The organism is Mycobacterium sp. 4D054, from assembly GCF_052245755.1.
GTDB lineage: Bacteria > Actinomycetota > Actinomycetes > Mycobacteriales > Mycobacteriaceae > Mycobacterium.
Genome location: NZ_JBQQCF010000010.1, coordinates 102,815 through 129,486, shown reverse-complemented (window position 1 = coordinate 129,486; position 26,672 = coordinate 102,815). Strand labels below are relative to the sequence as shown.

Below are 26,672 nucleotides of genomic sequence, written 5' to 3'. Positions count from 1 at the left end.
ACGCGGTCAGCGTCAGCGGCGACGGCGGCGCCAGATCACCAGACCGATGCCGGCCAGCACCGCGACCAGAACCCCGACGGGGACAGCAGGGCGTGATTTCGCCCGGTGGGCCACGTCGTGCCCGCGCTGGGTGACCGACTCCTTGGCCTCGGCGACCGCCTGCTGAGCCCGCCCTTTGACGTCGAGTTTGTCCGACAGCGCCCCGACGGTCTCGCCCAGTTCGGCGCGCGTCTGCTCGATGTCGGCCTGGAGTTCACCGATGTCGGCGTCAGGGCCCGGCTCGGGCCGCGGGTCAGGTCCTGTTGCCATGGCGGGCATCCTTGATCTCGTCGATGTCGGTCTTGACGCTGTCGAGAGTCTCCGCGGCCGGGGGCGGGACCTGTTCGGCCTGCTTTTTGCTGACCAGCGCCGCGATCCCGGCGGCGGCGAACAGAACCACTGCGACGATGACCGCCGACAACCAGACCGGCAGCACCAGCGCCAGTGCCGCCACTGCCGCGGCGACCAGCGTCACCAGCCCCAGGATGGCCAGCAATGGTTCTGTTCGCCGCCGCACCCACCATGCCCGCACCCACGCCGGCGTGCTTGGCGGATTCCTTCATCTCTTTTTGCGCCAGCCGCATCTCGTCCCGAACGAGCCGGGATGTCTGCTGGGAGAGTTGGCTGACCAATTCCCCCATCGAGGGGTCCGCCTTGGAATGTGTCACCGCGAGTCACCTCCATCACGCGTCGGTGGACGTTGAGCGTCGGGTGCCCGTTGCGTCGACACTGAAACGCGACAGACCGGGGTTGCCGCCGCCGCAAGGCACCTCGGTGGCAACATTTCACTGATATTCAGTAAATCTAATGACGATGAAGAATCATTAGCTTTACTGCATACCCCCCGCTCCCTAACGTGAGGCGGGTGAACCCCGCCTACCTCGTCGTGCTCAGCGGCTTCGCCACCACCATGGCGCTTATCGCCGCGATCGGCGCGCAGAACGCGTTCGTGCTGCGCCAGGGCATCCGCGGTGAGCACGTGCTGCCGGTCGTGGCCATCTGCACGGTGTCGGACCTGCTGCTGATCGCTGCCGGCATCGCCGGTTTCGGCGCGTTGATCGCCGCGCATCCCGACATCGTCACCGTCACCAGGTTCGGCGGGGCCGCGTTCCTGATCGGCTACGGACTGCTGGCCGCCCGGCGCGCCCTCAAGCCCGGTGCGCTCACCCCGGCCGACGCCGCCCCCGCGCGGCTGGGTGCGGTGCTGGCCACCTGCCTGGCGATGACTTTCCTCAACCCGCACGTCTATCTGGACACCGTCATCCTGCTCGGCGCGCTGGCCAACGAGCATCAGGAAAGCAAGTGGCTGTTCGGCATCGGCGCGGTGAGCGCGAGCGCGGTTTGGTTCACGGGGCTGGGGTTCGGCGCGACCCGGCTCCGCCACCTGTTCGCGTCGCCGAAGACCTGGCGGTTGCTCGATGGCGCGATCGCGCTCACCATGTTCGTCCTGGGTGTCACGCTGGTCCTGCGGTGAGCGGCGCGCGAAAAGTATCGCCATGTAACGCGAGGCGTTAGCCTCGTCGATGTGTCTGTTGTGCAGGTAGTCAAGATCGCGGCGATGAACGCGCTCATCGGCGGCGCCGCGCTGGCTGCCGCAACCCAGGCCGGCGCCCAGCCCGGACCGGTGGATCCGGCGCTGCCGCCGGCGCCGCCCGCCGTGGCCGCGCCGGCACCCGTTCCCGGTGCCCCCGCCCCCGGCGCAGCCGCGCCGGTCTTCGCCTACACCCCCGGCGTCCCGACCGGCGGCGACAACGTCCCGCCGCCCGCGCCGCCGCCGGTGGGTGCACCGGTCATTCCACCGGTGCCCAACGCGAATTTCGGCAACACCGGCCAGCTCGACTTTCTGCGCGAGTTGTGGAACATGCGCAACTCCGCCGAGTTCTTCCAGTCGGTCGGTCCCGGCTCCCTGGATCCGGCGACCTGGCAGCCGCCCACCCCGTACGGCACTCCCCCGCCGCCTCCGGTAGCCGCGCCCGGCTCGCCCCCGCCTCCGGCGTCGGCGCCGCCGCCGGTGTGGCCACCCGTTCCGGTGCCCGCGCAGGTCCCGTAACTTCCAGGTCGGCTAGTTAAGGTTGCCGGGTGGTGTCCCGGCGCGGGTTTCTGATGATGACAGCCGGCGCGGCGGCGTTGCTGACCGCGTGCGGTTCGGAGGAGCCGGGCGCGGTCGCTTCGGACGGCTCGGTGACCGTCCGGCACGCGTTCGGTCAGACGAAGATCCCGAAACCGCCGACCCGGGTGGTCAGCGCCGGCCTGACCGACGCGGACGACCTGCTGGCCCTGGGCGTCGTCCCGGTCGCGGTGACCGACTGGTTCGGCGGCGAACCGTTCGCGGTGTGGCCGTGGGCGCAGCCGCGGCTCGCCGGCGCACAGCCGGTCGTGCTGTCGCTCGCCGACGGGATCCAGGTGGAACAGATCGCAGGGCTAGCACCGGATCTGATCGTCGCGACCGACGCCGGCCTGGATCAGGACACGTACACCCGGCTGTCGGAGATCGCACCGACCATCCCGCAGTCCGGATCGGAGGCGTTCTTCGAGCCCTGGCGCGACCGCGCCGGCGCGATCGGGCAGGCGGTGTTCCGCCACGACGACATGCAGAAGCTCATCGCCGATGTCGACGCGACGTTCAGCGCGGTCAAGGACGGCCACCCGCAGTTCGCCGGGAAGCGGGCACTGCTGCTCGGTGGGACGCTGTTTCGGGACGGCGTGCAGGTCAGCGGCCCGCCCTGGCGGCACGAGTTCCTGACCCAGATGGGTTTGACCGTCATCGAGACACCGAGTGCGTCGATCGCCCGGGATCAGATCGCGGCCGTGCTCGACGAGGCCGACGTGCTGGTCTGGCTCACCGAGAGCGACGAGGAACAGGCAGCGCTGCTGGCGGACCCAACCATCGCGGGCCTCGACGCGACCGCGCGGCAGCGGCACGTGTTCACCGGCAAGGAGCTGTCCGGCGCCATCGCATATGCGTCGACGCTGTCCTATCCGGTGGTCGCTGAGCGGCTACCGCCGATGCTGGTCGCCGCGCTGAGCTGAGGTCTAATGGGTCGGTGACTGACCCGAACGTCGACCAGAACGTCTCCTTCGCGCGCGTCGGTTCCGCCTACTATCCGGTCCTCGTCGCCGTGTTCACCGCGCTGGTGATCATCTCCAACCTCACCGCGACCAAGGGCGTGGAGTTCGGGCCGATCATCACCGACGGCGGCTTCATCGTGTTCCCCCTGACCTACGTGATCGGCGACGTGCTGTCTGAGGTGTACGGCTTCAAGGCGGCCCGACGGGCCATCTACACCGGCTTCGCGATGAACATCCTTGCCGCTCTTGCTCTCTGGGTGACCATCTATCTGCCCGCTGCAGACTTCTACGAGAATCAGGAGCACTTCGAGAACATCGCGCACTCCTACACCGGGCTGATCATCGCCGGGCTGGCCGGGTTCATCGTCGGGCAGACGCTCAACGCGTGGTCGCTGGTGCTGATCAAGGAACGCACCAAGGAGAAGCATCTGTGGGCGCGGCTGGTCGGGTCGACGTTCATCGGGCAACTCGGCGACACCGTGGTGTTCTGCGCGATCGCGGCCAGCGTCATCGGTATCACGACGTTCGGCGACTTCCTCACCTACACCGCCCAGGGCTGGCTGTACAAAACGGCCGTCGAGGTGGTGCTGCTGCCGGTCACCTATCGCGTGATCGCGTACATCAAGCGCCGCGAGCCGACCTACCAGCCGGTGCCAGCCTGACCCGGTTCCGGTCGACGAAACTGCATTCCAGCAGCGGAAGTTCGAGTGGCAGCCTGCTGGAATGCGCGTTCGGCGAGTGGATCTTGAGCCTTCGGTAAGGACGCTCTGGCAAGGCTCAGAGAGCTTCGGTGCGGGGGAGCTTTCGAAGCTACTCGACGGTAACGTTGCGTTATGAGCGTCACTGCGGATGCGATACACACGGTGCGCCACGATGGCGTGCGAAGAATTCTGGATTACGGCGATCGGGCGCTGCTCCTCGAGTTCGACGGCAGCGCCGAGGTTCTGGCATGGACCGAGGCCGTACGGGCAGCCGGGCTGCCGGGTGTGGAGGACATCGTCCCCGCCGCGCGGACCGTGCTGGTGAAGCTGGCCGGCCCCCGCTACCAAGCCCCCACCCGTCAACGGTTGTCCAAGGTGACGCCGACTCAGCAGGCCCTGGCCGAGGCGACGACACCGCACACCGCGGACATCGTCATCGACGTCGTCTACGACGGTGAGGATCTCGACGAGGTGGCCCGGCTGACCGGGCTGAGCCGTGACGAGGTTGTCGCTGCGCACACCGGGCGGCTGTGGCGCGTCGGATTCAGCGGATTCGCGCCGGGTTTCGCGTACCTGGTCGGTGGGGACGAACGGCTCGCGGTGCCCCGCCGGGCCGAACCGCGCACCAGGGTGCCGGTCGGCTCGGTCGGGCTGGCCGGCGAGTTCAGCGGCATCTACCCGCGCGAGTCCCCCGGCGGCTGGCAGTTGATCGGCCGTACCTCGGCGGTGCTGTGGGACGCCGACCGGGAGAACCCGGCGCTGCTGACGCCGGGAATGTGGGTCCGGTTTCAGACCGCGGACGTGAGGAGCAAAACAAGCACCGCGGACGCGAGGAGCAAAACAGGTGAGGCGGACGCGAGGAGCAAAACAGGTGAAGCGGACGTGAGGGAGGCGGCGTCATGAGCACCGTGACGTTGGAGATCCTGCAACCCGGGCCGCTCGCCCTCGTCGAGGACCTCGGCCGTCCCGGCTTGTCCCACCTCGGCGTGACCCGTTCCGGTGCAGCCGACCGGCGCGCACACACGCTGGCCAACCGTCTGGTCGCCAATCCCGACGACCGGGCGACGGTTGAGGTCACGATGGGCGGGTTCACCGCACGTGTGCACGGCGGCAACGGTGAAGGAGTCGCTATCGCCGTGACCGGTGCCGACGCTGACCCGGCCGTCGACGGAGTTCCCTTCGGCAGCAACAGCATTCACTACGCCCACGACGGCGAGGTGATCTCGCTCGGCTCACCCCGTTCGGGGTTGCGCTCGTATCTGGCGGTCCGCGGCGGCATCGACGTCGAGCCCGTCCTCGGGTCCCGCAGCTACGACGTGATGGCGGCGGTGGGCCCGCTGCCGCTGAAGCGTGGTGACGTGCTGACCGTCGGCGCGCACACCGACGACTTCCCCGAACTCGACCAGGCGCCGGTCGCGGCGATCGCCGACGACGTCCTCGAGCTGCGGGTGGTGCCGGGTCCGCGCGACGACTGGTTCGTCGACCCCGATGTGCTCGTCCGCACCAACTGGCAGGTCACCAACCGCAGCGACCGCGTCGGCATGCGACTGGTCGGCATGCCGCTGGACTACCGGTGGCCGGATCGGCAGCTGCCCAGCGAGGGCGCCACCCGCGGCGCCATCCAGATCCCGCCCAACGGCTTCCCGGTCATCCTCGGTCCCGACCATCCCGTCACCGGCGGCTACCCGGTGATTGGCGTGGTCGTCGACGAGGACATCGACAAGGTGGCGCAGGCACGCGGCGGGCAGACCGTGCGCTTGCACTGGTCGCGGCCCCGTCGCCCGTTCGACGACGACGGCTGAGCCGTCCATTAGGCACGACGGCTGAGCCGTCCATTAGGCGACGCCGGCCGAGCCGTCGCTGGTAGAACCACAGGTGTGCGCGCACGCCTGGTCCATACCTCCGATCTCGACGACGAGACCCGCGAGGACGCCCGCCGGATGGTCATCGATGCGTTCGACGGCGACTTCGCCGACGAGGACTGGGAGCACGCGCTCGGCGGTATGCATGCGCTGATCTCGCAACGCGGCGAGGTGATCGGGCACGCGGCCGTCGTGCAGCGCCGCCTCTACGTCGGCGACCGGGCACTGCGGTGCGGCTACGTCGAAGGCCTGGCCGTCCGGGAGGACCGTCGCGGAAGGGGCCTGGGCCACGCGCTGATGGACGGTGTGGAGCAAGTGGTGCGCGGTGCCTACCACCTGGGCGCGCTGAGCACGACCGCGCTCGGCAAGCCTTTGTACACGGTGCGCGGCTGGCTGCCGTGGCGCGGCCCGACCTCGGTGCTGGCCCCGGACGGCCCGGCCCGCACACCCGGGGACGACGGCGCGTTGTACGTGCTGCCGGGGGACCTGCCACCGTCGATGGTGCTGGATCCCGACGCTCCGATCGCGTGCGACTGGCGCAACGGCGACCTCTGGTGACCTCACAGGGGCACCCGGTCCGCGGTGAACGGAATTTCACGCTCTGAGCGGGGGTGACACGGCTGCGCAACGGCCGGTTAATCACACCGAAACACGGCCTGAATAGACAGGTGGCATGAGTGAGCCGGACTGGGCGCCGCTCACCGGATTCCGGGTTGCGGTGACCTCCGCGCGGCGCGCCGACGAATTGAGCGCGCTGCTGCGGCGCCGTGGTGCGACTGTGACGAGCGCCGCCGCGATCGAGATGGTGCCGCTGCCCGACGACGACGAATTGCGTCAGCACACCCGCGCGCTGATCGAAACCCCGCCCGACATCGTCATCGCGACCACCGGCATCGGCTTCCGCGGCTGGGTCGCCGCCGCTGATGGCTGGGGTATGGCCACCGAGCTCACCACCGCGTTGAGCAACGCCCGCATCGTGTCGCGCGGACCGAAGGCGACGGGAGCCCTACGCGCGGCGGGACTGCCCGAGGAGTGGTCGCCGGAATCGGAATCCTCCCGCGAACTGCTGCACTACCTGCTTGAGGGCGGCATCGCCGGCGCACGCATCGCGGTGCAGCTGCACGGGGCGACCGCCGAATGGGACCCCTTCCCCGAGTTCCTCGACGAGTTGCGCGCCGCGGGTGCCGAAGTGGTGCCTATCCGCGTGTACCGCTGGCACCCGGCACCGCGCAACGGTGAGTTCGACCAGTTGGTGGCCGGCATCGCGGAGCAGAAGTTCGACGCGGTCAGTTTCACCTCGGCACCCGCGGTGGCGTCGGTGTTGCTGCGCGCCACCGAGATGGGCCTGGAGGCCGAGGTGCTCTCGGCGCTGCGCACCGGCGTGCACGCGATGTGCGTCGGCCCCGTCACCGCCCGTCCGCTGGTGCGGCTAGGGGTGCCGACCTCGGCGCCGGAGCGAATGCGGTTGGGCGCGTTGGCACGTCACATCACCGACGAACTGCCGCTGCTGCAGGCACGTACCGTGCGGGTGGCCGGGCACCTGTTAGAGATCCGCGGCACCTGCGTGCTGGTCGACGGCGCGGTCAAGGCGCTCTCGCCGGCGGCGATGGCGACGATCCGGGCGCTGGCACTGCGACCGGGCGCGGTGGTCTCGCGAGTCGACCTGCTGCGCGCGCTGCCGGGCAGCAGCACCGACACCCACGCCGTCGAGACGGCCGTGCTGCGCCTGCGAACGGCGCTGGGAGACAAGAAGATGGTGTCGACGGTGGTCAAGCGCGGCTACCGATTGCCGGTCGACGAGGTGGTCGCGTCATGAACCTGGTCCTGGTCGCGCACGGCACCCGCAAGCAGAGCGGGGTCGCGTTGATCGCCGACCTTGCCGCGCAGGTGTCGGCGACACTGGAGCGCCCGGTGCGCGTGGCGTTCGTCGACGTGCTGGGCCCCACGCCGGCCGAGGTGCTCGGCACCTTCCGGCGCGAGCCGACCGTGCTGGTGCCCGCGTTTCTCGCCAGCGGCTATCACGTCCGCGTCGACATCCCGGCTCACATCGCGACAAGTGGTCACGGCGATGTCGTCGTCACCCGGGCGCTCGGGCCCGATCCCGCACTGATCCGGGTGCTGGTCGACCGTCTTGTCGAGTCGGGTTGGCGAACCGATGATTCGGTGATCCTGGCCGCGGCGGGCACATCCGACCGGCGGGCGATGCGCGATCTGCACACCACCGCCACGTGGCTGTCGGCCACGCTCGGCACGCGGGTGGAACTGGCCTTCGCTGCCACCGGGGAACCTCGGATCGCCGACGCGGTGACCGCACTGCGGCGGCCCGGCGGACGGGTGGCGGTCGCCTCATACCTGTTGTCCGACGGGTTGTTTCAGGACCGGCTCCGCGCGAGCGGGGCCGATGTGGTGACCGATCCGCTGGGCACCCATCCCGGCATCACTCGGTTGATCGCCAACCGTTTCCGGCGGGCAGGGTTCGACTCCGAGTGCGCGCCTGCCTTAACGCAATTTCGGCGATGAGTGTCAGGGGTGCGGAGTCGACGACGGCGGCAGCGCCGCCACCAGCGGGGTGTCGGCCCCGACCCGGCCCAGCTTCGACGCACCGCCCGGATCGCCGAGCGGCGCGTCGCGGCCGGGCAGCGTCGAGGTGAAGAATGCGGCGTTGTCCTCCAGGAACGCCAGCTCCTCGTCGGGCAGGTCGGTCTCGTAGTAGATCGCATCGACCCGGCACGCGATGCGGCACGCCCCGCAGTCCACGCACTCGTTCGGGTTGATGTACATCGCGCGATCGCCCTCGTAGATGCAGTCGGCCGGGCACTCCTGCACGCACGACTTGTCGACGATGTCCACACACGCGCTACCGATCACGTAGGTCATGCCGTCGAGGTTAGAAAACCGGCGCGGGCAGGACAGGGGCCGAAAGTCCCTACTTGATCACGACGAGATTGCGATCTGCGCGGCCAAAAGCGCGAAAAGGCCGCGTGGAATGCGATTTCGCGGGATACAGGCACGCCGGGATCAGGAGCCGATCTGGACGTCTCCGTCGGGGGTGATCCTCGTCTCGTATACCGGCAGACAGTGGTCGGGGTCGTCGAGGCAGCTGCCGTCGTCGAACGCGAACGCCTGCTTCTTGATCGGCGACTGCACCACCGCCCGGCCCGCCCGGTCGCCCACGATGCCGCGCGACATCACCGCCGCGCCGCAGAACGGGTCGATGTTGCCGATGGCGTGCAGGGTCCCGTCGTCCAGGCGGAACAGCGCGGCTTGAGCGCCGCCGGGCAGCAGCACACCGACGCCGCGGTTCGGGATCAGGAAGTCGTACCGGCAGGCCGTGGTCCAGACCTGAACATCGTTGAGCAGAGTCATCTTCGGGCTACCTTCCCACCTTCGGCATACCAATGTGTGTTGTGCTCGGCGCCGGAACCATGCGGCCGGCGTTCTCTATGAACGCGACCGTGGGGTCAGGCACGTCGGGGGCGTTGACGAACGACACGAACCGCGCCAGCTTGTCGGGATCCTCCAGCACGCCTTTCCATTCGCACGCGTAACCCGAGACGTGGCGGGCGATCGCATCCTCGAACTCGGCGGCCAGACCCAGCGAGTCGTCGCAGATCACCTCGCGCAGATGCTCCAGACCTTTCTCCTCGACCCAGGGTGCGGTGCGTTGCAGACGATCCGCGGTGCGGATGTAGAACATCAGGAAACGGTCGATGTAGCGGATCAGCGTCTCGTCGTCGAGGTCGCCGGCCAGCAGTTCGGCATGCCGCGGTGTCATTCCGCCGTTGCCGCCGACATACAGGTTCCAGCCGGTCTCGGTGGCGATGACGCCGACGTCCTTGCCGCGGGCCTCCGCGCATTCGCGCGCGCACCCGGACACGCCCATCTTGATCTTGTGCGGGGCGCGCAGCCCGCGGTAGCGCAGTTCCAGGTTGATCGCCATCTGCACCGAATCCTGTTGGCCGTAGCGGCACCAGTCGCTGCCGACGCAGCTCTTCACGGTGCGTAACGATTTGCCATAGGCGTGACCGGATTCCATGCCCCCGTCGACGAGCCGGCGCCAGATCTCGGGCAGCTGGTCGACGCGCGCGCCGAACATGTCGATGCGCTGGCCGCCGGTGATCTTGGTGTACAACCCGAAATCCCTTGCGATCTCCCCGATCAGGATCAGGTGTTCGGGGGTGATGTCACCGCCGGGCACCCGCGGCACCACTGAATAGCTGCCGTTGCGCTGGATGTTGGCCAGGAAATGGTCGTTCGAGTCCTGCAGGGAGGCCTGTTCGCCGTCGAGGATGTGGTCCGAACTGGTCGAGGCCAGGATCGACGCGACCGTGGGTTTGCAGATGTCGCAGCCCCTGCCGGTGCCGAACCTCTCGATCAGCCCCGAGAAGGTGCGGATCTCGGTGGCGCTGATGAGCTCGAACATCTCGGCACGCGATTGAGAGAAGTGCTCGCACAACGACTTCGACTGCTCGACGCCCTCGGCCTCGAGGAGCTGCTTGAGCAGCGGTACGCACGACCCGCACGAGGTGCCGGCCAGTGTGCACTTCTTCAGCGCGGGCACGTCGCAGCAGCCGGACGCGATCGCCTCCGTGAGGTCGCCCTTGGTGACGTTGTTGCACGAACAGATCTGGGCGCCGTCGGGCAGGGCTCCGACGCCGAGCCCGCCGCCGTCGGTCCCCGACGGGGCGATCAGCGCCAGCGGCGCGCCGGGCAGGGGTTCGCCCACCATCGGCCGCAGCAGCCCGTAGGAGGAGGCGTCACCGACCAGGATGCCGCCGAGCAGGGTTTTCGCGTCGTCGGAGAGCACGAGTTTGGCGTAGGTCTGGTTCACCGCGTCGTTGACCACCACGTCGAGGCAGTCCGGCGTGGTGCCCATCGCATCGCCGAAGCTGGCGACGTCGACACCGAGCAGTTTGAGCTTGGTCGACATGTCGGCCTCGGGGAACTCCGCCCCGCCGCCCAGCAGCCGGTCGGCGACCACTTCGGCACTGGTGTACCCGGGCCCGACCAACCCGTAGCAGCGGCCCTCGATCGCGGCCACCTCGCCGATCGCGTAGATCGCGGGATCGCTGGTGGCACAGGTCACGTCGGTCAGCACGCCGCCGCGGTCGGCGATCGCCAGGCCGGCCTCGCGCGCGAGCTCGTCCCGCGGCCGGACCCCGGCGGCGAACACCACGACGCGGGCGTCGATGGCCGTCCCGTCGCTGAGCATCACCCGCACGGAATCGTCCTCTTCACTGCGCCGCAGCGGCCGGTTGCGCTGCGCGGGCCTGATGGACTCGGTGCCCACGTCGGTGTGCACGGTGATGCCGAGGTCGGCGATCATCCGGCCCAGCAGCGCCCCGCCGGCCTCGTCGAGCTGCTGGGACATCAGCCGCGACGAGCGCTCCACCACGTGTGCCTGTAACCCGAAGCCGCGCAACGCATTCGCTGCCTCCAGCCCCAACAGGCCACCGCCGATCACGACTCCGACCGGCGCGCCGTTGCTTTCGCGGGTGCGCACGGCGTCGGCGTAGATGGCGTCGAGGTCGTCGAGGGTCCGGTAGACGTGGCAGGACGGCAGATCGCGTCCGGGGATCGGCGGCACGAACGCGTAGGAACCGGTGGCCAGCACCAGCGCGTCGTAGTGGACTCGGGTGCCGTCAGCGGTGGTGACGGTCCTTTCCGTGCGGTCGATTCCTGTCACCCGGTGACCCAGCCGGACGTCGACGAGGTCGTCGCCGGAGTAGTCGTTGCCCGGCAGCGCCAGCCGGGCACGCTCCCAGTGCTCTGTGTAGCCGGTCAGCCCGACCCGGTCGTAGGCCGCGTCGAGTTCCTCGGCCAGCACGGTCACCCGCCACGCGTTCGCGGTGTCGCGCGACCGCAGCGCCTCGACGAACCGGTGGCCGACCATGCCGTGACCGACGACCACGACGTGCGAAGTAGAGCTCATGACGGCCACGGTAGGGAGCCGATATTGCCACCGTGTCGCCTCGTGTGAAGCGTCCGTCACGGGGTGCTCACGTCGGCGCCGCGAACCTTGTGAGCCGGTTCGCCGGGGCCCACAAGGACCCCGCCGGTACTGTGCTGTCTCCATGACCACCCCGCTGGCCGTCGACACCGCTCTGACCGTGCTCGCCGCCGGGCTGATCTTCCTGTGGGCACTGGTGCTGGGCATCTGGAAGTACCGGCAGATGGCCACCAGCCCCGACCACCTGGCCCACCCGTACGTCGACATCGCCCACCGCGCGGCGCTGCTGTACGCGTTCGCGACGATGCTGCTGGCGGTGTTCGTCGAACTCAGCGCTTGGCCGACGTGGGTCAACCTGGCCTCGGCGGCGGTGGTGGTCGCGTTCTTCGTGCTCGCGATAGCCACCTACGTGATGCACGGGATGCGGCGCGACACCACCAACCAATTCGAACGCGTCGACACCACCGTGCGGGTGGCGATGGCCGCGCTGATCGTCGGCGAGATCGGCGGCACGGCCGTGCTGGTCGCGGGCTTCGTTGCCGCCCAGTTCTTTTAAGAACTTCAGATGCCGCCCGATCAGACCCAGCGGGCCAGGATCTCCTTGGACCGCTCGGCCAGCGCCGCCTGCCAGAACGGACCGAAGCTGATCCGCGCCACCCCCAGCGGCCCGTAGGACGCCGGGTCGGACCGATCCGGGCTCGCAATCGCGTTCACCGGCAGCGGCAGCTCCGAAGTCAACCGCCTCATCACCTCCGGCGGATGCACCCCGACCGGGTACAGCACGTCGGCCCCCGCGGCGGCGGCCTCCGTGAGCCGCGCGATCGCGCGGTCCACCCGGTCGGACTCGTCGCCGTCCTGGCGCAGGAACAGGTCGGTGCGGGCATTCACCACGACACGCACCCCGGCGGCGTCCGCGGCCGCCCGCAGCGCCCCGACCAGTTCGGCGTGCTCTCGCGACGACCGCAACCGCCCGCCGTCGCTGTGCACGGTGTCCTCGATGTTCAGCCCCACCGCTCCGACCGACAGCAGCCCGTCGATCAGCCGGGCCGGCTCCTCGGCGTAGCCGGACTCGATGTCGACCGACACCGGGACGTCGACCGCGGCGGTGATCTGCGCGACCCGGGTCAGCAGGTCGTCGAACGTCATGCCCTCGTTGTCGGCCTTGCCGACCGAATCGGCGACCGGATGGCTGCCCACGGTCAGCGCCGCGAAGCCGGCGCCGGTGGCCAGCCGCGCCGACCAGGCGTCCCACACCGTCGGCAGCACCACCGGGTTGCCCGGCTGATGCAGCGCGAGCAACGCATCCGCCCGGGTCTTCAACTCGTCAACGGTCACGACTTCTCCTCATTAGTGATCTGTCTCACGCTTTGCATCGGTGATTTAGCTAGCATCGGTTGCGTACTGTGATCCATGACACCCTTCAGCCCAAGGAGGTCGCTTGTCCACCACCAGCACCACCACCGAACTCGCCCAGCTCCACGATCTGATCGGGAGCCTCCGGCGTTGCGTCACGTCGCTGGCTTCGCGATACGGGGACAGCCCAGCCACCCGTCGCATTGTCAATGACGCCGAGCGCATTCTCAACGACATCGACCGGTTGGACATCGACGCCGAGGAACTGGAACTCGCCCGCGGGGTCAGCCGGCACCATCACGTCGCCGAGCGGATCCCGATCCCGGACACGCAGTACGACACCGATTTCTGGCGTGGTGTCGACGACGAGGGCCTCGGCGGAACCCACTGAGCCTCGCGTGCCGCCTTCGGGCGGCACGCGCGTCGGGACACAACTTCATCGAAAGGTAACCGTGAGCGCACCCACCGCCGACCGCAGAGCGACCGGCGTCTTCTCGCCTGGCCGTGCCCAGATTCCGCAGCGCACGCTTCGGACCGACCGGTGGTGGATGTCGCCGCTGATCGTGAACCTGGGCTTCGCCGCGTTCATCATCTACGCGACGGTGCGGGCGTTCATGCAGAGGTGGTACTACGTCGAGGAGTACGGATACCTCACGCCGTTCTACTCGCCGTGTGTGTCGACCGGCTGCATCCCGGAGGCCAGCCACTTCGGCCAGTTCCTGCCCGACTGGCCGATCCTGCCGTACGCGGCGCTGTCCCTGCCGTTCCTGCTGCTGTTCCGGCTCACGTGTTACTACTACCGCGGCGCCTACTACCGGTCGGTGTGGCAGTCGCCGACGGCGTGCGCGGTGGCCGAGCCGCATGCCAAGTACACCGGCGAAACGCGCATGCCCCTGATCATCCAGAACACCCACCGCTACTTCTTCTACATCGCCGCGATCATCTCGGTGATCAACACCTACGACGCGATCATCGCGTTCCACAAGCCCGGCGGCGGTTTCGGTTTCGGTCTGGGCAACCTCGTGCTGCTGATCAACGTGATTCTGCTCTGGACCTACACGTTGTCGTGCCACTCCTGCCGGCACATCGCGGGCGGCCGTCTCAAGCACTTCTCCAAACATCCGGTGCGGTACTGGATGTGGACGCAGATCAGCAGGCTCAACGTCCGGCACAAGACGTACGCGTGGATCACGCTGGGCACGCTGATGTTCACGGACTTCTACGTCATGGCCGTCTCCGCGGGATGGTTCCCCGACCCCAGATTCATCGGCTGACAACTTAATTCGGAAACACAGTGAGGATTGTGAATGGGTGACCTGGAACGGCACGAGTACGACGTCGTCGTGATCGGGGCCGGCGGCGCCGGGCTGCGCGCGGTGATCGAGGCAAGGGAGCGGGGTCTACGCGTCGCCGTGGTGACCAAGTCGCTGTTCGGCAAGGCCCACACCGTGATGGCCGAAGGTGGCTGCGCGGCCGCCATGCGTAACGTCAACACCAAGGACAGCTGGCAGGTGCACTTCGGTGACACGATGCGCGGCGGCAAGTTCCTCAACAACTGGCGCATGGCCGAACTGCACGCTCAGGAAGCACCCGACCGGGTCTGGGAGCTGGAAACCTACGGTGCGCTGTTCGACCGCACCAAGGACGGCCGGATCAGCCAGCGCAACTTCGGCGGGCACACCTACCCGCGGCTGGCCCACGTCGGTGACCGCACAGGCCTGGAGATCATCCGCACGCTGCAGCAGAAGATCGTGTCGCTGCAGCAGGAGGACAAGCGCGAGCTGGGCGACTATGACGCCAGGATCCGGGTGTTCCACGAAGCCTCGATCACGGAGATCATCAAAGACGGCGACCGCGTGGCCGGCGCGTTCGGTTACTACCGCGAGACCGGCAAGTTCGTGCTGTTCGAGGCTCCGGCGATCGTGCTGGCCACCGGTGGCATCGGCAAGTCGTACAAGGTGTCGTCGAACTCCTGGGAATACACCGGCGACGGGCACGCACTGGCGCTGCGCGCCGGCTCGGGGCTGATCAACATGGAGTTCATCCAGTTCCATCCCACCGGCATGGTCTGGCCACTGTCGGTGAAGGGCATCCTCGTCACCGAAGGTGTGCGCGGCGACGGCGGGGTTCTGAAGAACTCCGAGGGCAAGCGCTTCATGTTCGACTACATCCCGGACGTGTTCAAGGGTCAGTACGCCGAGACCGAAGAAGAAGCCGACCAGTGGCTCAAGGACAACGACTCCGCGCGGCGCACCCCTGATCTGCTGCCGCGCGACGAGGTGGCCCGTGCGATCAACGAAGAGGTGAAGGCGGGCCGCGGAACCCCGCACGGCGGTGTGTACCTCGACATCGCGTCGCGCATGCCCGCCGAGGAGATCAAGCGTCGGCTGCCGTCGATGTACCACCAGTTCATCGAGCTGGCCGAGGTCGACATCACCAAGGACGAGATGGAAGTCGGCCCGACCTGTCACTACGTGATGGGCGGTATCGAGGTCGACCCGGACAGCGCCGGCGCCGCCACGCCGGGGCTGTTCGCCGCGGGCGAGTGCTCCGGCGGCATGCACGGCTCCAACCGACTCGGCGGCAACTCGTTGTCGGACCTGCTGGTGTTCGGCCGCCGTGCCGGACTCGGGGCCGCCGACTACGTCCGGGCGCTGGACAACCGGCCGACGGTCTCGGATGCGGCGCTGGAGCGGGCCGAGAAGCTCGCGCTGTCGCCGTTCGAACCCAAGGACAACGCCGAGAACCCCTACACGCTGCACGCCGAACTCCAGGAGTCGATGAACGACCTGGCCGGCATCATCCGCAAGCAGAACGAACTCGAAGAGGCGCTGGTAAGGATCGCCGAGTTGAAGAAGCGCTACCAGAACGTGGTCGTCGAGGGTGGCCGCATCTTCAACCCGGGCTGGCATCTGGCCATCGACATGCGCAACATGCTGCTGGTCAGTGAGTGCGTGGCCAAGGCGGCGCTGCAGCGCACCGAGAGCCGAGGTGGGCACACCCGCGACGACTTCCCGCAGATGGACCCGAACTGGCGTAGAAAGCTGCTGGTCTGCAAGACCGTCGGCGGCGGGGACGAGCCTGGTGACCCGGTGATCCCGGACATCTCGGTCGAGGTCGAGCTGCAGCCGCCGATGCGGCCGGATCTGCTCGCCACGTTCGAGCTTTCGGAGCTGGAAAAGTACTTCACCCCCGAAGAATTGGCCGAGTACCCGCAACGGAAGGGCTGATCATGGCTGCCTACAACGCACAGCTTCGGGTCTGGCGCGGCGACGACACCGGTGGCGGGCTGCAGGACTACACCGTCGAGGTCAACGAGGGCGAAGTGGTGCTCGACATCATCCACCGGCTGCAGGCCACCCAGACCCCGGATCTTGCGGTGCGGTGGAACTGCAAGGCCGGCAAGTGCGGATCGTGTTCGGCGGAGATCAACGGCCGTCCGCGGTTGATGTGCATGACCCGGATGTCAACGTTCGGTGAAAACGAGGTTGTCACCGTCACGCCGCTGCGCACCTTCCCGGTGATGCGCGACCTGGTCACCGACGTGTCGTTCAACTACGAGAAGGCCAGGGAGATCCCCGCTTTCGCTCCACCGAAAGATCTGCAGCCGGGTGAGTACCGGATGGCCCAGGAGGACGTGAACCGCTCGCAGGAGTTCCGCAAGTGCATCGAGTGCTTCCTGTGCCAGAACGTGTGCCACGTGATCCGTGATCACGAGGAGAACAAGCAGGCGTACGCGGGTCCGCGATATCTGATGCGGCAGGCTGAGCTGGACATGCATCCGCTCGACACCCACGACGGCCGCGCCCAGGAAGCCCAGGACGAGAACGGGCTGGGACTCTGCAACATCACCAAGTGCTGCACCGAGGTGTGCCCCGAACACATCAAGATCACCGACAATGCGCTGATCCCGATGAAGGAACGCGTCGCCGACCGCAAGTACGACCCGCTGGTGTGGCTGGGCGACAAGCTGTTCCGGCGGCGATGAGCGCTTGCGCGAAGAGCAGAAGACCGCCATGAGCGCTTGCGCGAAGAGCAGAAGACCGCGATGAACACGCTCGAGGGCGCATCGGACGCCGTCGTCCGTTCTTTGCGGACCGAAAACAGTTGCGTCGTCGCGGGATCTGTGGCGACCCACAGCAGTGCTGTCGTGGCCGGCTCCGTCGCGACCGCGGGGAGCGCCGGGGTGGCGGGGTCGATCGCGACCGTGGGCAGCGCGGCCGTCGCCAACTCCATCGCCACGGCGGGCAGCGCGGCGATCGCCCAGTCGATCGCGACCGCGGGCAGCGCGGCCGTCGCCAACAGCATCCTGGTGGTGCTGTCGATCGCGTGCTCGAAATGCCTGGCGTGCCTGGCCTGTGTCGCCTGCGTCCGTTGCAAGGTGTGCGTGGGCTGCGTCGACTGCGAGGACTGCATCGGCTGCGTGGGCTGCGTGAACTGCTCCGGCCTGCGCAACGCGGTGGGGCTGCGGGACGTGCACGCCGCCTGATCCGTGGTGCATCTCCAGGTTCCGGGGGTACCCTTCGGCTAAGCAGCCAATCATCGACGAAAGGCAGCTCCGATGTCGCTTCGCGAGCCTTGCAGCATCAACGAAATTCGCACCGCGATCCGCGAAATCAGCATCCGCGCCGAACTGGCCCGCAAGGAGGGCCGATCCGCCGATGCCGCCGAACTCGACCAGCGCGTCCGGCACTACCGGGACGAACTCGCCGCCCGTCCCTGACCCGCGGGCGCCGACCGCCGGGCTGCGTCCCGTCAGGCGTCCAGCCGGCGGAACGTGCTGCGGTGGAACACGATCGGCGGCACCTCGGGATTCACCGTGATGTCGCTGACCTGCAGCACCACGATGGTGTGATCCCCGGCCGGCACCAGTTGTTCGATCCTGCTCTCCAGCCACACGCTGGTGCCGTGGATGAACACCGCGCCTCGCTCGGTCGACGCCGTCTCCAGCCCGGCGAACCGATCACCGGTCTTGGCGGCCAGCGTGCGCGCGGCCGTGTCGTGGGCCTCGCCGAGCACGCTGATCCCTAAGTAAGGCAGATCCTTGAGCTTGGGCCAGGTCGTCGACGAGTTCTGCACACAGAACGACACCAGCGGCGGGTCGAGTGAGACCGGCACGAAGGTGCTCGCCGCCAGACCCACGCGCACACCGTCCACCTCGGCCGCGACGGCGATGACTCCGGACGGGAAATGCCCGAACGCGTCGCGCAGCGCGGTCGGGTCGAGCTTGTCGTCCGGATGGGTTTCTGAGCTCATCGTCCCCCATCCTCCCACGCGCCGGTGCGTCGCGGCCACGTCGGGGTGACGGCAAAACGGCCGGTCACAGCGTGACGAGCAGGCAAGCGTTGCAATCGGTCTGAACGTAAGTCGGGTTCGGGTGTCGGCGCGGTAACGTCGCCCCTCATGTGGTTCCCGCTCCTGCTGATGGCCGTCGCGGTGAGCCTGGAGCCGTTCCGGATCGGGATGACGGTGCTGATGATCAACCGGCCGCGGCCGGCCCTGCAGCTGCTCGCGCTCCTCGGTGGCGGTTTCGCCATGGGCACCGCGGTGGGGGTGGTCGTGCTGTTCGTGCTGCGCCCGGCGCTGGACTCGGCGCATTTCACGCTGCCGAGGGTGCAGATCGTGGTCGGAGCGATCCTGCTGCTCAACGCCGCACTGGTGGCCGTCGGGGTGCTTGGCGGGGGCCGCGGCGACGGCAGCTCCGGGGAACGTTTCGCGCCGCTGGCGATCCGGGCCCGCCGGCTGCTGGAGGGCCGCTCCCTGTGGACGGCGGGCGTCGCGGGACTGGGCCTGGCGCTGCCCTCGGTGGACTATCTGGCCGCGCTGGCGCTGATCGTCGCCTCGGGAGCCGCGGCCGGGGTGCAGTTCGGCGCGCTGATGGCGTTCAACGTGGTGGCGCTCGCGCTGGTGGAGATCCCACTGCTGTGCCATCTGATCGCCCCGGACCGTACCCGCGCGGCGCTGTCGGCGCTGTACGGGTGGCTGCGGGCGCAGGGCCGCCGCGGAGTGTCCGTGCTGCTGGCCGCGGTCGGCGGGGTGCTGCTCGCGGTCGGGCTCACCGCTCTCTAGCGGTTACGGCGGGTTGTTGAGCACGTACTGCAGCCCGGACAGCAACTGCGACACCGGGTCCGCGCCGCCGCCGAACGCGGCCTGGGTGGCCGGAGCGGTGACCTCGGCCGGATCGTAGCCGTTGACCGGATCGACCGTGACGGGTGCGGTCAGCGGGTCGTCGTGCCGTGAATAGCCGGAATCCACGTACGGCTTGAGCACCCGGTCGAGCTCGATCAGCGTGTCCTTAGGGACGCCGAGGTACTTGAACGGCAGCACGAGCGGAAGATGCTCCTCGGGGATCAGGTACGTCGTGGTCTTCGCGCCCCGGGAGTTGACGGTGGTCCTGATGTTCTGTGGCGGCACCATGCTCGGCTTGGTGAACGCGACCGCGGTGTGCCCGGTGGCCAGGCCGACGATCGCGTTGGCTACCGAGATCCAGTTGTCGGGCCGGTCCGGCCAGTCGGCGATGCTGTCGTACGCGGACACAAACTGGTAGGTGTCGTACTGACTTTCCACCGGTGGCGGGATCCGGTAGTCGAGCGAGGGGACGACGCTGCCGACCGGGAAGTTCTGGGTCAGGAAGCTCTCGCCGAACGCGTGCCGCGCCACCGGGTCGCCGTACATCGCGAAGCTCAACTGGTCCGGGGGCGGAGCGGCCGGGTCGTAGGCGAGCCGGGCCTGCACGTCGTTGAGGACCATCGCGCCCTCGGACAGTCCGATCGCGGTGCCGCGCCCGCCCTGCCGGATCGCGGCGATGGTGTCGGGCGAGCCCACGTCGACGGACTCACCGACGCTGGGGCCGTCGAGCCCGAGTCCGGGCGCAACGCGGTCCCCGAATGCACCGATGCCCGGGAACAGCCGTTCCAGCGTGTGGCCCTGCACCTGACCGGCGGGATAGTCGACGATCTGCCGGTCGAGACCCGGGAACCAGTCCGCGCCCGTGCGCATGATGTATTCGTCGTACGGGATACCGAGCACGTGTGCGCCGCCCAGCGCGTAGGCCCGGCCCGGCGTGCCGATCGGCGGGGCGGTACCCGCGACGGGCGGTGTGGGTGGCGGGTTCTCGTCGGCGGATGCGATACCGAACCCGAGACATCCGGCGGCGCCCAGGGTGGTCAGCGCGGTGCCGAACGCGAGTAGTCGCTTCATGTGTCGGTCACACACCCCCGCCCGTTCGACTGCCCTGCCCCGAGACCTTACTCCGCAAACTCATGCCCCTCAGGCGTCCAGCCGGACGAACTGGTCCTGGCGGTACTGCTCGGCGCATGCGGCGCGGCGGATCTTGCCGCTCGTGGTGGTGGGGATAGACCCGGACGGCACCAGCACGAGATCGGCGACGCTGAGGCCGTGGGCGTTGGAGATCGCGGCGGTGACCTCACTCTTGACCTCACCGAGCCGGCGGGTGGCGTGCTCGTCGCGGTCGGCGGGCTGCTTGAGTTCGATCACGGTGACCAGCTCCTCTGTGCTGCGCACCGGCACCGAGATCGCGGCGACCCGGCCGCGGGTGATCGCCTGCACCGTGGCCTCGATGTCCTCCGGATAGTGGTTGCGCCCGCGGATGATCAGCAGATCCTTGATCCGGCCCACGATGAACAGTCCTCCGTCGTGGAGGAAGCCCAGATCGCCGGTGCGCAGCCAGGGCGCGTCGGCGGTACCCGGCGACGGGTCGACGATCGCGGCGCCGAAGACGTCCTGTCCGGCGGGCGGTTCCCGCCAGTAGCCCTCGGCGACGTTGTCGCCGTGCACCCAGATCTCACCGATGACGTCCGGCGGGCATTCGCGGCGGGTCTCGGGGTCGACGATGCGCAGCGACGGGGACGCCGGCACCTGGTATTCGACCAGAGCGGTGACCTTTCCGGCGGACGGGCCGCGCCGGGGCGCGCACGGCAGCACCCGGCCCGCACCCAGTTCGGCGGCGTCGAAGTACGACGCGGGCGCGGCCTCGTTCCAGGTGCTCGTCGCGACGAACACCGTCGCCTCGGCCAGACCGTAGGCCGGGCGCATCATGTGGTCACGGAAATTGAAGTGCGCGAACCGATCCACGAAGCGGTGCAGTGTCGCCGGCTCGACGCGTTCGGCGCCGCTGATGATGCCCACCACCCCGCCCAGGTCCAGTCCGGCCAGATCGTCGTCGCTGGTCTTGCGAGCCGCCAGGTCGAACGCGAAGTTCGGCGCGGAGGACCACGCGTGCGGGTTCTCGGCCAGCGCGCGCACCCAGCGGGCCGGCCGCTCCAGGAATGCGACCGGGCTGGTCAGCTCGGCGCGGCGGCCGCACAGGATCGGTGCGCACACACCCAGCACCAGGCCCATGTCGTGGTAGAAGGGCAGCCACGACACGAGCGTGGCGTCCGGCGGCAGCGGGGCCCGCGCGAAGAAACTGCGCATCAGCTGCTCGAAGTTCACCGTCAGGTTGCGGTGCGAGATCATCACGCCGGTCGGCCGACGGGTGGAGCCAGAGCTGTACTGCAGGTAGGCGATGCTCGGAATATCCTGCGGTGCAACGGTTTCGACGGTTTCGAGGGCGTTGGCGCCGACGGCGGCCAGAGCCGGGGCGTCGACCTCGACGACGGTCGGCGCCGCCTGCCGCGGTGACCGGGTGAGGTGGTCGGCCATGTCATCGGCGACCGCCGCGGTGGTCAGCACGACCGCCGGTTCGGTGTCGGCGAGGATCGGCCCCAGCCGGTCGTCGGTGGATCCGCGGTGCGGCAGCGGCAGCGGGACCGCGACCAGCCCGGCCTGCATGGCGCCGAGAAACCCCAGGATGTAGTCCAGCCCCTGTGGGGCCAGGATCACGGCGCGGTCACCGACCGCGCCGTGGCGGCGGATCGCCGCGGCCACGTTCATGGTGCGCCGGGCCAGCTGCGACCACGTCAGGCTCTCGGGCACCCCGCCCGGATCGTCGAGATAGTCGGTGAAGGTGAAGGCGATGTCGTCGGGGCGCATGCTGGCGCGTCCGTGCAGCATCGACAGGATGGTCGACGAGGTCACATCGGGTCCGCGGCCGGCACGAGTCGTAGTTTCACACACCTCACCCATGCGCACCGACCCGGTCGTTTCGGGGCTCGGTCACCCGCGACGGCCACCAGTTCGCACGCCCGACCAGGGCGGCGATGGCCGGCACCGTGATGGTGCGGACCACGAAGGTGTCCAGCAGGATCCCGACCCCGATCACGAAACCGCCCTGGACGACGATGCCGATGCTGGCGAACAGCAGCCCGGCCATGGAAGCGGCGAAGATCAGCCCCGCCGCGGTGATCACCCCGCCGGTGGAACTCAGGGTGCGGATCACGCCGTAGCGCACGCTGTGCGGGGACTCGTCGCGCAGCCGCGACACGAACAGCATGTTGTAGTCGGCTCCCACCGCGACGAGCACCACGAACGCCAACGGCGGCACGCTCCAGTGCAATTGCTGTCCGAGCAGCATCTGGAACACCAGCACCCCGATGCCGATCGCCGCGAAGTACGACACCACCACCGAACCGACCAGATACAGCGGGGCGATGACCGACCTCAGCAGCACGGCCAACGTCAACAGCACCACGATCAGGGTGACGATGATGATGAACCGGATGTCGCGTTCGTAGTAGTCGCGGGTGTCGCGCAACGCGGCGGGGAAGCCGCCCATCGAGATCGTCGCGTCGGCCAGGGTGGTGTTCGGCTGTGCGCCCCGGGCGATGTCGCTGATGGCGTTGACCTGATCCATCGCATCGGGGCTGAACGGGTTGAGCTCGGTCTGCACCAGGTACCGCACCGAGTGGCCGTCCGGGGAGATGAAAGCCTCGGCGGCCTTCTGGAACTCCACCGCGCCCAGCACCTCGGCGGGGATGTTGAACCCGGCCATCGACGAGGCCGCCGCGTCGTTGCGCATCGTCAGCAGGAACGTCGACGCCTGGTCCAGGCCGGCGGCCATCACCTTCACCTGCTCGACGAGTTCGTCGACACCGCCGGCCACCTGCCGGCTCCCGCTGGCCAGCCGGTCGGCGCCCTGCCGGACATCGCGCAGACCGGTCTGCGCGCCGCTCGGCGAGTCCAGGCCCAGCTCGTCGACGGCTTTGACGATGTTGGTCATCGCGGAGTTCAGCGTCGCGACCGTCGCGTTCAGCGACTGCCGGTCGTCCAGCCCCTCCAGATCTCCGGCCAGGGTGTTGATCCGCTCGAGCCGGCCGTCCTCGCGCGCGTCCATCAGCCGCTGGAACTGCATGCGGGTGTTGACGCACGACGGGTTCGCGTCGCAGACCGCGTTGCCGTTCAGCGCCACCAGGACCGGGCCGATCCAGCCGAACATGTCCCGCACCGCGGCGACGTTGATGCCCATCGACAGCCCGAGCTCGTTGACGCTCTGAACCAGCTTGGCCGCCGTCTCGACGTCGCGGACCAGCCGCTCGCCGCCGTACTCGACGCGCACCTTGGTGACCGCGTCGAGCAGCGTCTGCAGGCTCGGTGCGATCCTGTCGACCTGGGCGCGTACGTCCCCGAGGGTGTCGGCCAGCGTGGTGGCGCCGTCGGCCAGCGTGTTGAGGTCGTCGGTGCGCTCGCCGATCTGGGCCGAGCCCGCGGCCAACCGGTCCCCGACGATGCCGGCCTGGAAGGTGGCCCGGAACTCGGCCGGGACCTCGCCGAGCGGCCGGGTGACACCGCTGACCAGCCCGATGTCCGGCAGTTGCGCGATACGCGAGGCCATCTGCTCCAGATCCGCCAGTGCCTGCGGGCTGCGAAGGTCGCGCGGCGACTGCACCAGGATGTACTGCGGGATGGACTGGCTGATCGGGAAGTGCCGCTCCAGCGCGGCGTAGCCGATCGAGCTCGGCGCCGACGCCGAGACCGCTTTGCGGTCGTCGTAGTTGAACTGCGCGAAGATCGCACAGCCCGCCAGCAGCAGGAGCACCAGGACGCTGGCGACCAGATGCTGCACCGGCCGGCGCACGATCCGGATACCGGACCGCCGCCACCACTGCGTGGTGAGTTCCCGGCGCGGCTTGACCCAGCCGCGCGGCCCCGCCAGCACGAGGATCGCGGGCAGCAGCGTCATCCCGGCCAAATACGCGACGCCGACGCCGATCGCCGCCGCCACCCCGATCGTCTTGAACACGCCCATCTGCGCGAAGTTCATGACCAGGAAGGTGATGCCCACGGTCGCTGCGGAGGCGGTGATGACCTTGCCGATGGAGACCATCGCCGACTTCACCGCGTCGTCGAAATCGGCGCCCGACCGCAGGAAGTCGTGATAGCGGCTGATCATGAACACCGCGTAGTCGGTGCCCGCCCCGGCCATGATCGCGCTCAGGAACACGATGGACTGGTTGGACACCCCCGAGCCGGTCAACTCCGAGTAACCGGCCACCACGCCCTGGGCGATCAACAGCGACGACCCGATGGTCACCAGCGGCAGCAGCATGGTGACCGCGCTGCGGTACACCAGCAGCAACACACCCAGCACCAGCACCGCGATCGCGATCTCGATGGGCAGTCGGTCCTGTTCACCGGCGACGGTGAGGTCGGCGACCGTGGCCGCGGGACCGGTCAGATGCACCTCCAGGGGCCCGTCGCCGAGGTGGTGTTCGACGACATCGGCGACCCGGTTGAAGGAGTCGAACGCCCGCGGGGTGCCGAGCTCCCCTTCCAGACTGACCGGCAGCACCCAGGTGGTCTTGTCCTCACTGGTCAGGAACTGACGCAGCTGGGGGGTGCTGATGAAGTCCTCCACCGACACCACGTCGGTGACGTCGTCGCGCAGTGCGTCGACCACCTCGCGGTAGGTGACCTCGTCGGCAGGCTCCAGGCCGCCCTCGTTGATGAACGCGACGACGAGCAGGTTGTCCGAGCCCGGCTCCTGGAACGCCTCGGCCATCTTGCGGGCCGTGACACTCGAGGGCGCGTCGGCGGGCAGGATCACCAGCGGGTGCCGCTCGGCCATCTCGCCCAGCGACGGGAACGACATCGGCAGCGCAAGGGCCAGCGCGACCCAGACCCCGATCACCGCCCAGGGCCACCGCACCACCACATCGGCTAGCCGCCGCATATCGCCCTCACTCCCGCTGCCACGCTAAGCGACGCGCCCCCAGTGCCCGGTGTCGGCGACGAGCGCGCACACGGACTTCATCGCCAGCAGGTAACGGGTGACAGATTTCTTGGCGACCGGATTGTCGGGATGCATGATCGCCATGGCCGTGCCTTCGCCGTAGCGGAAGATGTACACAGTCAGCTGATAAGAGAATCGGCCGTCCGGATAGATGCCGATATTGTTCGCCAGGCCCATCTCACCGGCGGCAAGAATGGCGTTGAGCGGGGCAGCGCCGCCGTGCAGGAAATTCGATACCGGAAAATTGGGCTCCGGCCATTTCAGCCACGGCGCCAACTCCAGTACCCGGTAATACGGCACCTTGGCCATGTTCAGATTCGAGTCGAATGCGGTCTGCGCCGACCACGCGGCTTCGGCGAACGACGCCGCGCCGATCGGAATGGTGATCGGGATCAGCCCGGTGAACCAGCCCTGAGTCATGAAATTGTCCGACGCCGAACGCGAATCCCGGGGTGTCAGGCCGTAATACGTCAACGCGCCGGTCAGCTCGTGCTCCACCTGGGCCAGGCCTGCGAACAGGCCGCCGACGAACCGCGCTCCTGCGGCGGTGCAGGCGGCTTCGAAGCGTTCGGTCTGCGCCGCGTCCAGCAGCATCTCCGACGTCATGTCGCTGCGGACCGAATCCAGCGGATTGCCCAACGGAAGCGGGAATTCGGGGAATCCGCCATTATTGTTCTCGGCGAATTCGATCCAGGCCTGCACCTCGGGCGAATCCAGGGTCAATTCCGAGGTGTGTGCGCGCTCCCTGACGCAGAAATCGTCGAAACTGCCGGCATCGGGAAGTGTCAGCGCCTGACCGCCGCCGCTGAGCGCCGAATACATCCCGTTCGCCTCCAGCATGGTGGTGCCGATCAGCGTGGCGTCCCCGTGGACGTGGTCCATGGCGGCGAAGAATGTGAAATGCCCGTCGTTCTGAATCACCCCGAACGTGAAACAGCCCCATTCCAGTGGGCTCGGAATGGCCACCACGTGGTCGCGGATCTGATCGACAGTCATGGTGCCGTGATCGACGGGCACGAACTCGATGTCGGCGGGGTCTTCAAGCGCATGCCGGACGAAGCCCCCGTCCTCACCGGGCGCGAACCAGCTACGGAAAGTGTCGTGGCGGCGCAGGTAGGCGTTCACCGCATGGTCCATCGCCGCGATGTCGCACTGGCCGGGCACCTCGCAGCTGGCGATGATCTGGCGGGAGAACGTCAGCCCGGCGGTGGTGCGCTCAGAGTAATTGCGCAGATGCTGGCCCTGCATGTAGCTGACCGGCACGGTGCTGCGCGGCGCCTGCCGTGCCTTGTTTAGCGCCGCGGCCGTCGGATGCCAGGACGTGACAGCCCCTGAGCTGAGCGACCATTCGTCAAGTGCGCCAACCGTGATCTTGCCGATGCGCAAGACTTGACCCTCCCGATACTTCCCGCCCGACCGCCTCAAGATCAAGGAATCGGCCCGTTGCCGGATCAACATACTCCGGCCCGGCCCGTGGTTGCCGGCCTAGGGCATATCCCCTGCCGGCAACCGCACACTGTGCGGGGGTCCGTGCCATAGTGTCCGACGGGGGAAGTGGGTCTTCACGC

Annotated in this window: 27 protein-coding genes and 1 pseudogene; 17 read left to right on the top strand and 11 right to left on the bottom strand. The window is 68.4% G+C overall.

Going from position 1 to position 26,672, the window contains the following annotated elements; translation table 11 throughout:
* Nucleotides 1–12 precede the first annotated feature (12 nt).
* Nucleotides 13–309: a DUF3618 domain-containing protein gene (locus ACTWP6_RS10320; RefSeq protein WP_443187564.1), complete on the bottom strand. Its 297-nt coding sequence runs from the start codon at nucleotides 307–309 to the stop codon at nucleotides 13–15.
* A pseudogene (locus tag ACTWP6_RS10315) lies at nucleotides 293–680 on the bottom strand (phage holin family protein). The gene ACTWP6_RS10320 and the pseudogene ACTWP6_RS10315 overlap by 17 nt, the downstream one beginning before the upstream one ends.
* A 269-nt stretch (nucleotides 681–949) precedes the next feature.
* Here ACTWP6_RS10315 and ACTWP6_RS10310 point away from each other — a divergent pair.
* From ACTWP6_RS10310 to ACTWP6_RS10270, 9 genes are all read left to right on the top strand, one after another.
* A complete protein-coding gene (locus tag ACTWP6_RS10310) occupies nucleotides 950–1,513 on the top strand; it encodes a LysE/ArgO family amino acid transporter (protein WP_443187587.1) in 564 nt (187 codons plus the stop codon).
* Nucleotides 1,514–1,564: 51 nt separating this feature from the next.
* Nucleotides 1,565–2,089: a hypothetical protein gene (locus ACTWP6_RS10305; RefSeq protein ID WP_443187563.1), complete on the top strand. Its 525-nt coding sequence runs from the start codon at nucleotides 1,565–1,567 to the stop codon at nucleotides 2,087–2,089.
* Between the two features lie 53 nt (nucleotides 2,090–2,142).
* A complete protein-coding gene (locus tag ACTWP6_RS10300) occupies nucleotides 2,143–3,069 on the top strand; it encodes an ABC transporter substrate-binding protein (RefSeq protein ID WP_443187586.1) in 927 nt (308 codons plus the stop codon).
* Nucleotides 3,070–3,083: 14 nt separating this feature from the next.
* Nucleotides 3,084–3,770, top strand: a complete 687-nt coding sequence (locus ACTWP6_RS10295; RefSeq protein ID WP_443187562.1) for a queuosine precursor transporter — start codon at nucleotides 3,084–3,086, stop codon at nucleotides 3,768–3,770.
* Nucleotides 3,771–3,941: 171 nt separating this feature from the next.
* The gene (locus ACTWP6_RS10290) at nucleotides 3,942–4,712 is read left to right on the top strand and encodes a 5-oxoprolinase subunit B family protein (RefSeq protein WP_443187561.1); all 771 of its coding nucleotides are present in this window, start codon (nucleotides 3,942–3,944) and stop codon (nucleotides 4,710–4,712) included.
* Complete coding sequence (locus ACTWP6_RS10285) at nucleotides 4,709–5,611, top strand: 5-oxoprolinase/urea amidolyase family protein (protein WP_443187560.1); 903 nt, start codon at nucleotides 4,709–4,711, stop codon at nucleotides 5,609–5,611. Before ACTWP6_RS10290 ends, ACTWP6_RS10285 begins: the two co-directional genes overlap by 4 nt.
* A 75-nt stretch (nucleotides 5,612–5,686) precedes the next feature.
* Nucleotides 5,687–6,229 carry a GNAT family N-acetyltransferase gene (locus ACTWP6_RS10280; RefSeq protein WP_260756384.1) on the top strand — a complete coding sequence of 181 codons (543 nt, stop codon included), beginning with the start codon at nucleotides 5,687–5,689 and terminating at the stop codon, nucleotides 6,227–6,229.
* 115 nt (nucleotides 6,230–6,344) lie between these two features.
* Nucleotides 6,345–7,487: a uroporphyrinogen-III synthase gene (locus ACTWP6_RS10275; RefSeq protein ID WP_260756383.1), complete on the top strand. Its 1,143-nt coding sequence runs from the start codon at nucleotides 6,345–6,347 to the stop codon at nucleotides 7,485–7,487.
* The gene (locus ACTWP6_RS10270) at nucleotides 7,484–8,191 is read left to right on the top strand and encodes a sirohydrochlorin chelatase (RefSeq protein WP_260756382.1); all 708 of its coding nucleotides are present in this window, start codon (nucleotides 7,484–7,486) and stop codon (nucleotides 8,189–8,191) included. The genes ACTWP6_RS10275 and ACTWP6_RS10270 overlap by 4 nt, the downstream gene beginning before the upstream one ends.
* 3 nt (nucleotides 8,192–8,194) lie before the next feature.
* Here ACTWP6_RS10270 and fdxA read toward each other — a convergent pair whose 3' ends face one another.
* The 3 genes from fdxA to nirB all read right to left on the bottom strand — a co-directional run bounded on the left by fdxA (nucleotide 8,195) and on the right by nirB (nucleotide 11,603).
* The gene (fdxA, locus tag ACTWP6_RS10265) at nucleotides 8,195–8,548 is read right to left on the bottom strand and encodes a ferredoxin (protein WP_443187559.1); all 354 of its coding nucleotides are present in this window, start codon (nucleotides 8,546–8,548) and stop codon (nucleotides 8,195–8,197) included.
* A 141-nt stretch (nucleotides 8,549–8,689) separates the two neighbouring features.
* Nucleotides 8,690–9,037 (bottom strand): nitrite reductase small subunit NirD, encoded by a 348-nt coding sequence (gene nirD / locus ACTWP6_RS10260; RefSeq protein WP_260756379.1) that lies wholly within the window; start codon nucleotides 9,035–9,037, stop codon nucleotides 8,690–8,692.
* 7 nt (nucleotides 9,038–9,044) lie between these two features.
* Nucleotides 9,045–11,603 carry a nitrite reductase large subunit NirB gene (gene nirB / locus ACTWP6_RS10255; protein ID WP_260756378.1) on the bottom strand — a complete coding sequence of 853 codons (2,559 nt, stop codon included), beginning with the start codon at nucleotides 11,601–11,603 and terminating at the stop codon, nucleotides 9,045–9,047.
* Nucleotides 11,604–11,745: 142 nt separating this feature from the next.
* Between nirB and ACTWP6_RS10250 the strand changes: the two genes are divergently transcribed.
* A complete protein-coding gene (locus tag ACTWP6_RS10250; protein WP_260756377.1) occupies nucleotides 11,746–12,177 on the top strand; it encodes a hypothetical protein in 432 nt (143 codons plus the stop codon).
* Nucleotides 12,178–12,197: 20 nt separating this feature from the next.
* On the opposite strand, the gene ACTWP6_RS10245 is transcribed toward ACTWP6_RS10250, so the two are convergent.
* Nucleotides 12,198–12,956: an isocitrate lyase/PEP mutase family protein gene (locus tag ACTWP6_RS10245; RefSeq protein ID WP_260756376.1), complete on the bottom strand. Its 759-nt coding sequence runs from the start codon at nucleotides 12,954–12,956 to the stop codon at nucleotides 12,198–12,200.
* Nucleotides 12,957–13,059: 103 nt separating this feature from the next.
* Between ACTWP6_RS10245 and ACTWP6_RS10240 the strand changes: the two genes are divergently transcribed.
* The 6 genes from ACTWP6_RS10240 (at nucleotide 13,060) to ACTWP6_RS10215 (ending at nucleotide 17,697) form a co-directional block, all read left to right on the top strand.
* Nucleotides 13,060–13,365 carry a hypothetical protein gene (locus ACTWP6_RS10240; protein ID WP_260756375.1) on the top strand — a complete coding sequence of 102 codons (306 nt, stop codon included), beginning with the start codon at nucleotides 13,060–13,062 and terminating at the stop codon, nucleotides 13,363–13,365.
* 61 nt (nucleotides 13,366–13,426) lie between these two features.
* The gene (locus tag ACTWP6_RS10235; protein ID WP_260756374.1) at nucleotides 13,427–14,248 is read left to right on the top strand and encodes a hypothetical protein; all 822 of its coding nucleotides are present in this window, start codon (nucleotides 13,427–13,429) and stop codon (nucleotides 14,246–14,248) included.
* A 33-nt stretch (nucleotides 14,249–14,281) separates the two neighbouring features.
* Complete coding sequence (locus tag ACTWP6_RS10230) at nucleotides 14,282–16,204, top strand: fumarate reductase/succinate dehydrogenase flavoprotein subunit (RefSeq protein ID WP_260756373.1); 1,923 nt, start codon at nucleotides 14,282–14,284, stop codon at nucleotides 16,202–16,204.
* Between the two features lie 2 nt (nucleotides 16,205–16,206).
* On the top strand, nucleotides 16,207–16,962 hold the full coding sequence (locus tag ACTWP6_RS10225; protein ID WP_443187558.1) for a succinate dehydrogenase/fumarate reductase iron-sulfur subunit: 756 nt from the start codon (nucleotides 16,207–16,209) through the stop codon (nucleotides 16,960–16,962).
* Nucleotides 16,963–17,022: 60 nt separating this feature from the next.
* Nucleotides 17,023–17,463 carry a hypothetical protein gene (locus tag ACTWP6_RS10220; RefSeq protein ID WP_443187557.1) on the top strand — a complete coding sequence of 147 codons (441 nt, stop codon included), beginning with the start codon at nucleotides 17,023–17,025 and terminating at the stop codon, nucleotides 17,461–17,463.
* Nucleotides 17,464–17,535: 72 nt separating this feature from the next.
* Entirely contained in the window at nucleotides 17,536–17,697 is a 162-nt protein-coding gene (locus tag ACTWP6_RS10215) for a hypothetical protein (protein WP_260756371.1), read from the top strand.
* Nucleotides 17,698–17,729: 32 nt separating this feature from the next.
* Here the strand turns inward: ACTWP6_RS10215 and ACTWP6_RS10210 are convergent, their stop codons facing one another.
* Nucleotides 17,730–18,230 carry a flavin reductase family protein gene (locus ACTWP6_RS10210; RefSeq protein ID WP_260756370.1) on the bottom strand — a complete coding sequence of 167 codons (501 nt, stop codon included), beginning with the start codon at nucleotides 18,228–18,230 and terminating at the stop codon, nucleotides 17,730–17,732.
* A gap of 147 nt (nucleotides 18,231–18,377) precedes the next feature.
* Between ACTWP6_RS10210 and ACTWP6_RS10205 the strand changes: the two genes are divergently transcribed.
* Nucleotides 18,378–19,043, top strand: coding sequence for a GAP family protein (locus tag ACTWP6_RS10205; RefSeq protein WP_443187556.1), 666 nt, complete (start codon nucleotides 18,378–18,380; stop codon nucleotides 19,041–19,043).
* Between the two features lie 3 nt (nucleotides 19,044–19,046).
* Here the strand turns inward: ACTWP6_RS10205 and pe are convergent, their stop codons facing one another.
* From pe to ACTWP6_RS10185, 4 genes are all read right to left on the bottom strand, one after another.
* A complete protein-coding gene (pe, locus tag ACTWP6_RS10200) occupies nucleotides 19,047–20,174 on the bottom strand; it encodes an acyltransferase PE (RefSeq protein WP_443187555.1) in 1,128 nt (375 codons plus the stop codon).
* A 69-nt stretch (nucleotides 20,175–20,243) separates the two neighbouring features.
* Entirely contained in the window at nucleotides 20,244–22,013 is a 1,770-nt protein-coding gene (locus tag ACTWP6_RS10195; protein WP_443187554.1) for an AMP-binding protein, read from the bottom strand.
* A gap of 40 nt (nucleotides 22,014–22,053) precedes the next feature.
* The gene (locus tag ACTWP6_RS10190; protein ID WP_443187553.1) at nucleotides 22,054–25,044 is read right to left on the bottom strand and encodes an MMPL/RND family transporter; all 2,991 of its coding nucleotides are present in this window, start codon (nucleotides 25,042–25,044) and stop codon (nucleotides 22,054–22,056) included.
* Nucleotides 25,045–25,068: 24 nt separating this feature from the next.
* Complete coding sequence (locus ACTWP6_RS10185) at nucleotides 25,069–26,490, bottom strand: condensation domain-containing protein (protein WP_443187552.1); 1,422 nt, start codon at nucleotides 26,488–26,490, stop codon at nucleotides 25,069–25,071.
* Nucleotides 26,491–26,672: the final 182 nt, after the last annotated feature.

Coding starts and splice junctions, on each gene's coding strand:
- ACTWP6_RS10320 (WP_443187564.1), bottom strand. CDS start 309: ATGGCAACAGGACCTGACCCGCGGCCCGAGCCGGGCCCTGACGCCGAC.
- ACTWP6_RS10310 (WP_443187587.1), top strand. CDS start 950: ATGGCGCTTATCGCCGCGATCGGCGCGCAGAACGCGTTCGTGCTGCGC.
- ACTWP6_RS10300 (WP_443187586.1), top strand. CDS start 2,143: ATGATGACAGCCGGCGCGGCGGCGTTGCTGACCGCGTGCGGTTCGGAG.
- ACTWP6_RS10290 (WP_443187561.1), top strand. CDS start 3,942: ATGAGCGTCACTGCGGATGCGATACACACGGTGCGCCACGATGGCGTG.
- ACTWP6_RS10285 (WP_443187560.1), top strand. CDS start 4,709: ATGAGCACCGTGACGTTGGAGATCCTGCAACCCGGGCCGCTCGCCCTC.
- ACTWP6_RS10275 (WP_260756383.1), top strand. CDS start 6,345: ATGAGTGAGCCGGACTGGGCGCCGCTCACCGGATTCCGGGTTGCGGTG.
- ACTWP6_RS10270 (WP_260756382.1), top strand. CDS start 7,484: ATGAACCTGGTCCTGGTCGCGCACGGCACCCGCAAGCAGAGCGGGGTC.
- fdxA (WP_443187559.1), bottom strand. CDS start 8,548: ATGACCTACGTGATCGGTAGCGCGTGTGTGGACATCGTCGACAAGTCG.
- nirD (WP_260756379.1), bottom strand. CDS start 9,037: ATGACTCTGCTCAACGATGTTCAGGTCTGGACCACGGCCTGCCGGTAC.
- nirB (WP_260756378.1), bottom strand. CDS start 11,603: ATGAGCTCTACTTCGCACGTCGTGGTCGTCGGTCACGGCATGGTCGGC.
- ACTWP6_RS10250 (WP_260756377.1), top strand. CDS start 11,746: ATGACCACCCCGCTGGCCGTCGACACCGCTCTGACCGTGCTCGCCGCC.
- ACTWP6_RS10230 (WP_260756373.1), top strand. CDS start 14,282: ATGGGTGACCTGGAACGGCACGAGTACGACGTCGTCGTGATCGGGGCC.
- ACTWP6_RS10225 (WP_443187558.1), top strand. CDS start 16,207: ATGGCTGCCTACAACGCACAGCTTCGGGTCTGGCGCGGCGACGACACC.
- ACTWP6_RS10220 (WP_443187557.1), top strand. CDS start 17,023: ATGAACACGCTCGAGGGCGCATCGGACGCCGTCGTCCGTTCTTTGCGG.
- ACTWP6_RS10215 (WP_260756371.1), top strand. CDS start 17,536: ATGTCGCTTCGCGAGCCTTGCAGCATCAACGAAATTCGCACCGCGATC.
- ACTWP6_RS10210 (WP_260756370.1), bottom strand. CDS start 18,230: ATGAGCTCAGAAACCCATCCGGACGACAAGCTCGACCCGACCGCGCTG.
- ACTWP6_RS10205 (WP_443187556.1), top strand. CDS start 18,378: ATGTGGTTCCCGCTCCTGCTGATGGCCGTCGCGGTGAGCCTGGAGCCG.
- pe (WP_443187555.1), bottom strand. CDS start 20,174: ATGAAGCGACTACTCGCGTTCGGCACCGCGCTGACCACCCTGGGCGCC.
- ACTWP6_RS10190 (WP_443187553.1), bottom strand. CDS start 25,044: ATGCGGCGGCTAGCCGATGTGGTGGTGCGGTGGCCCTGGGCGGTGATC.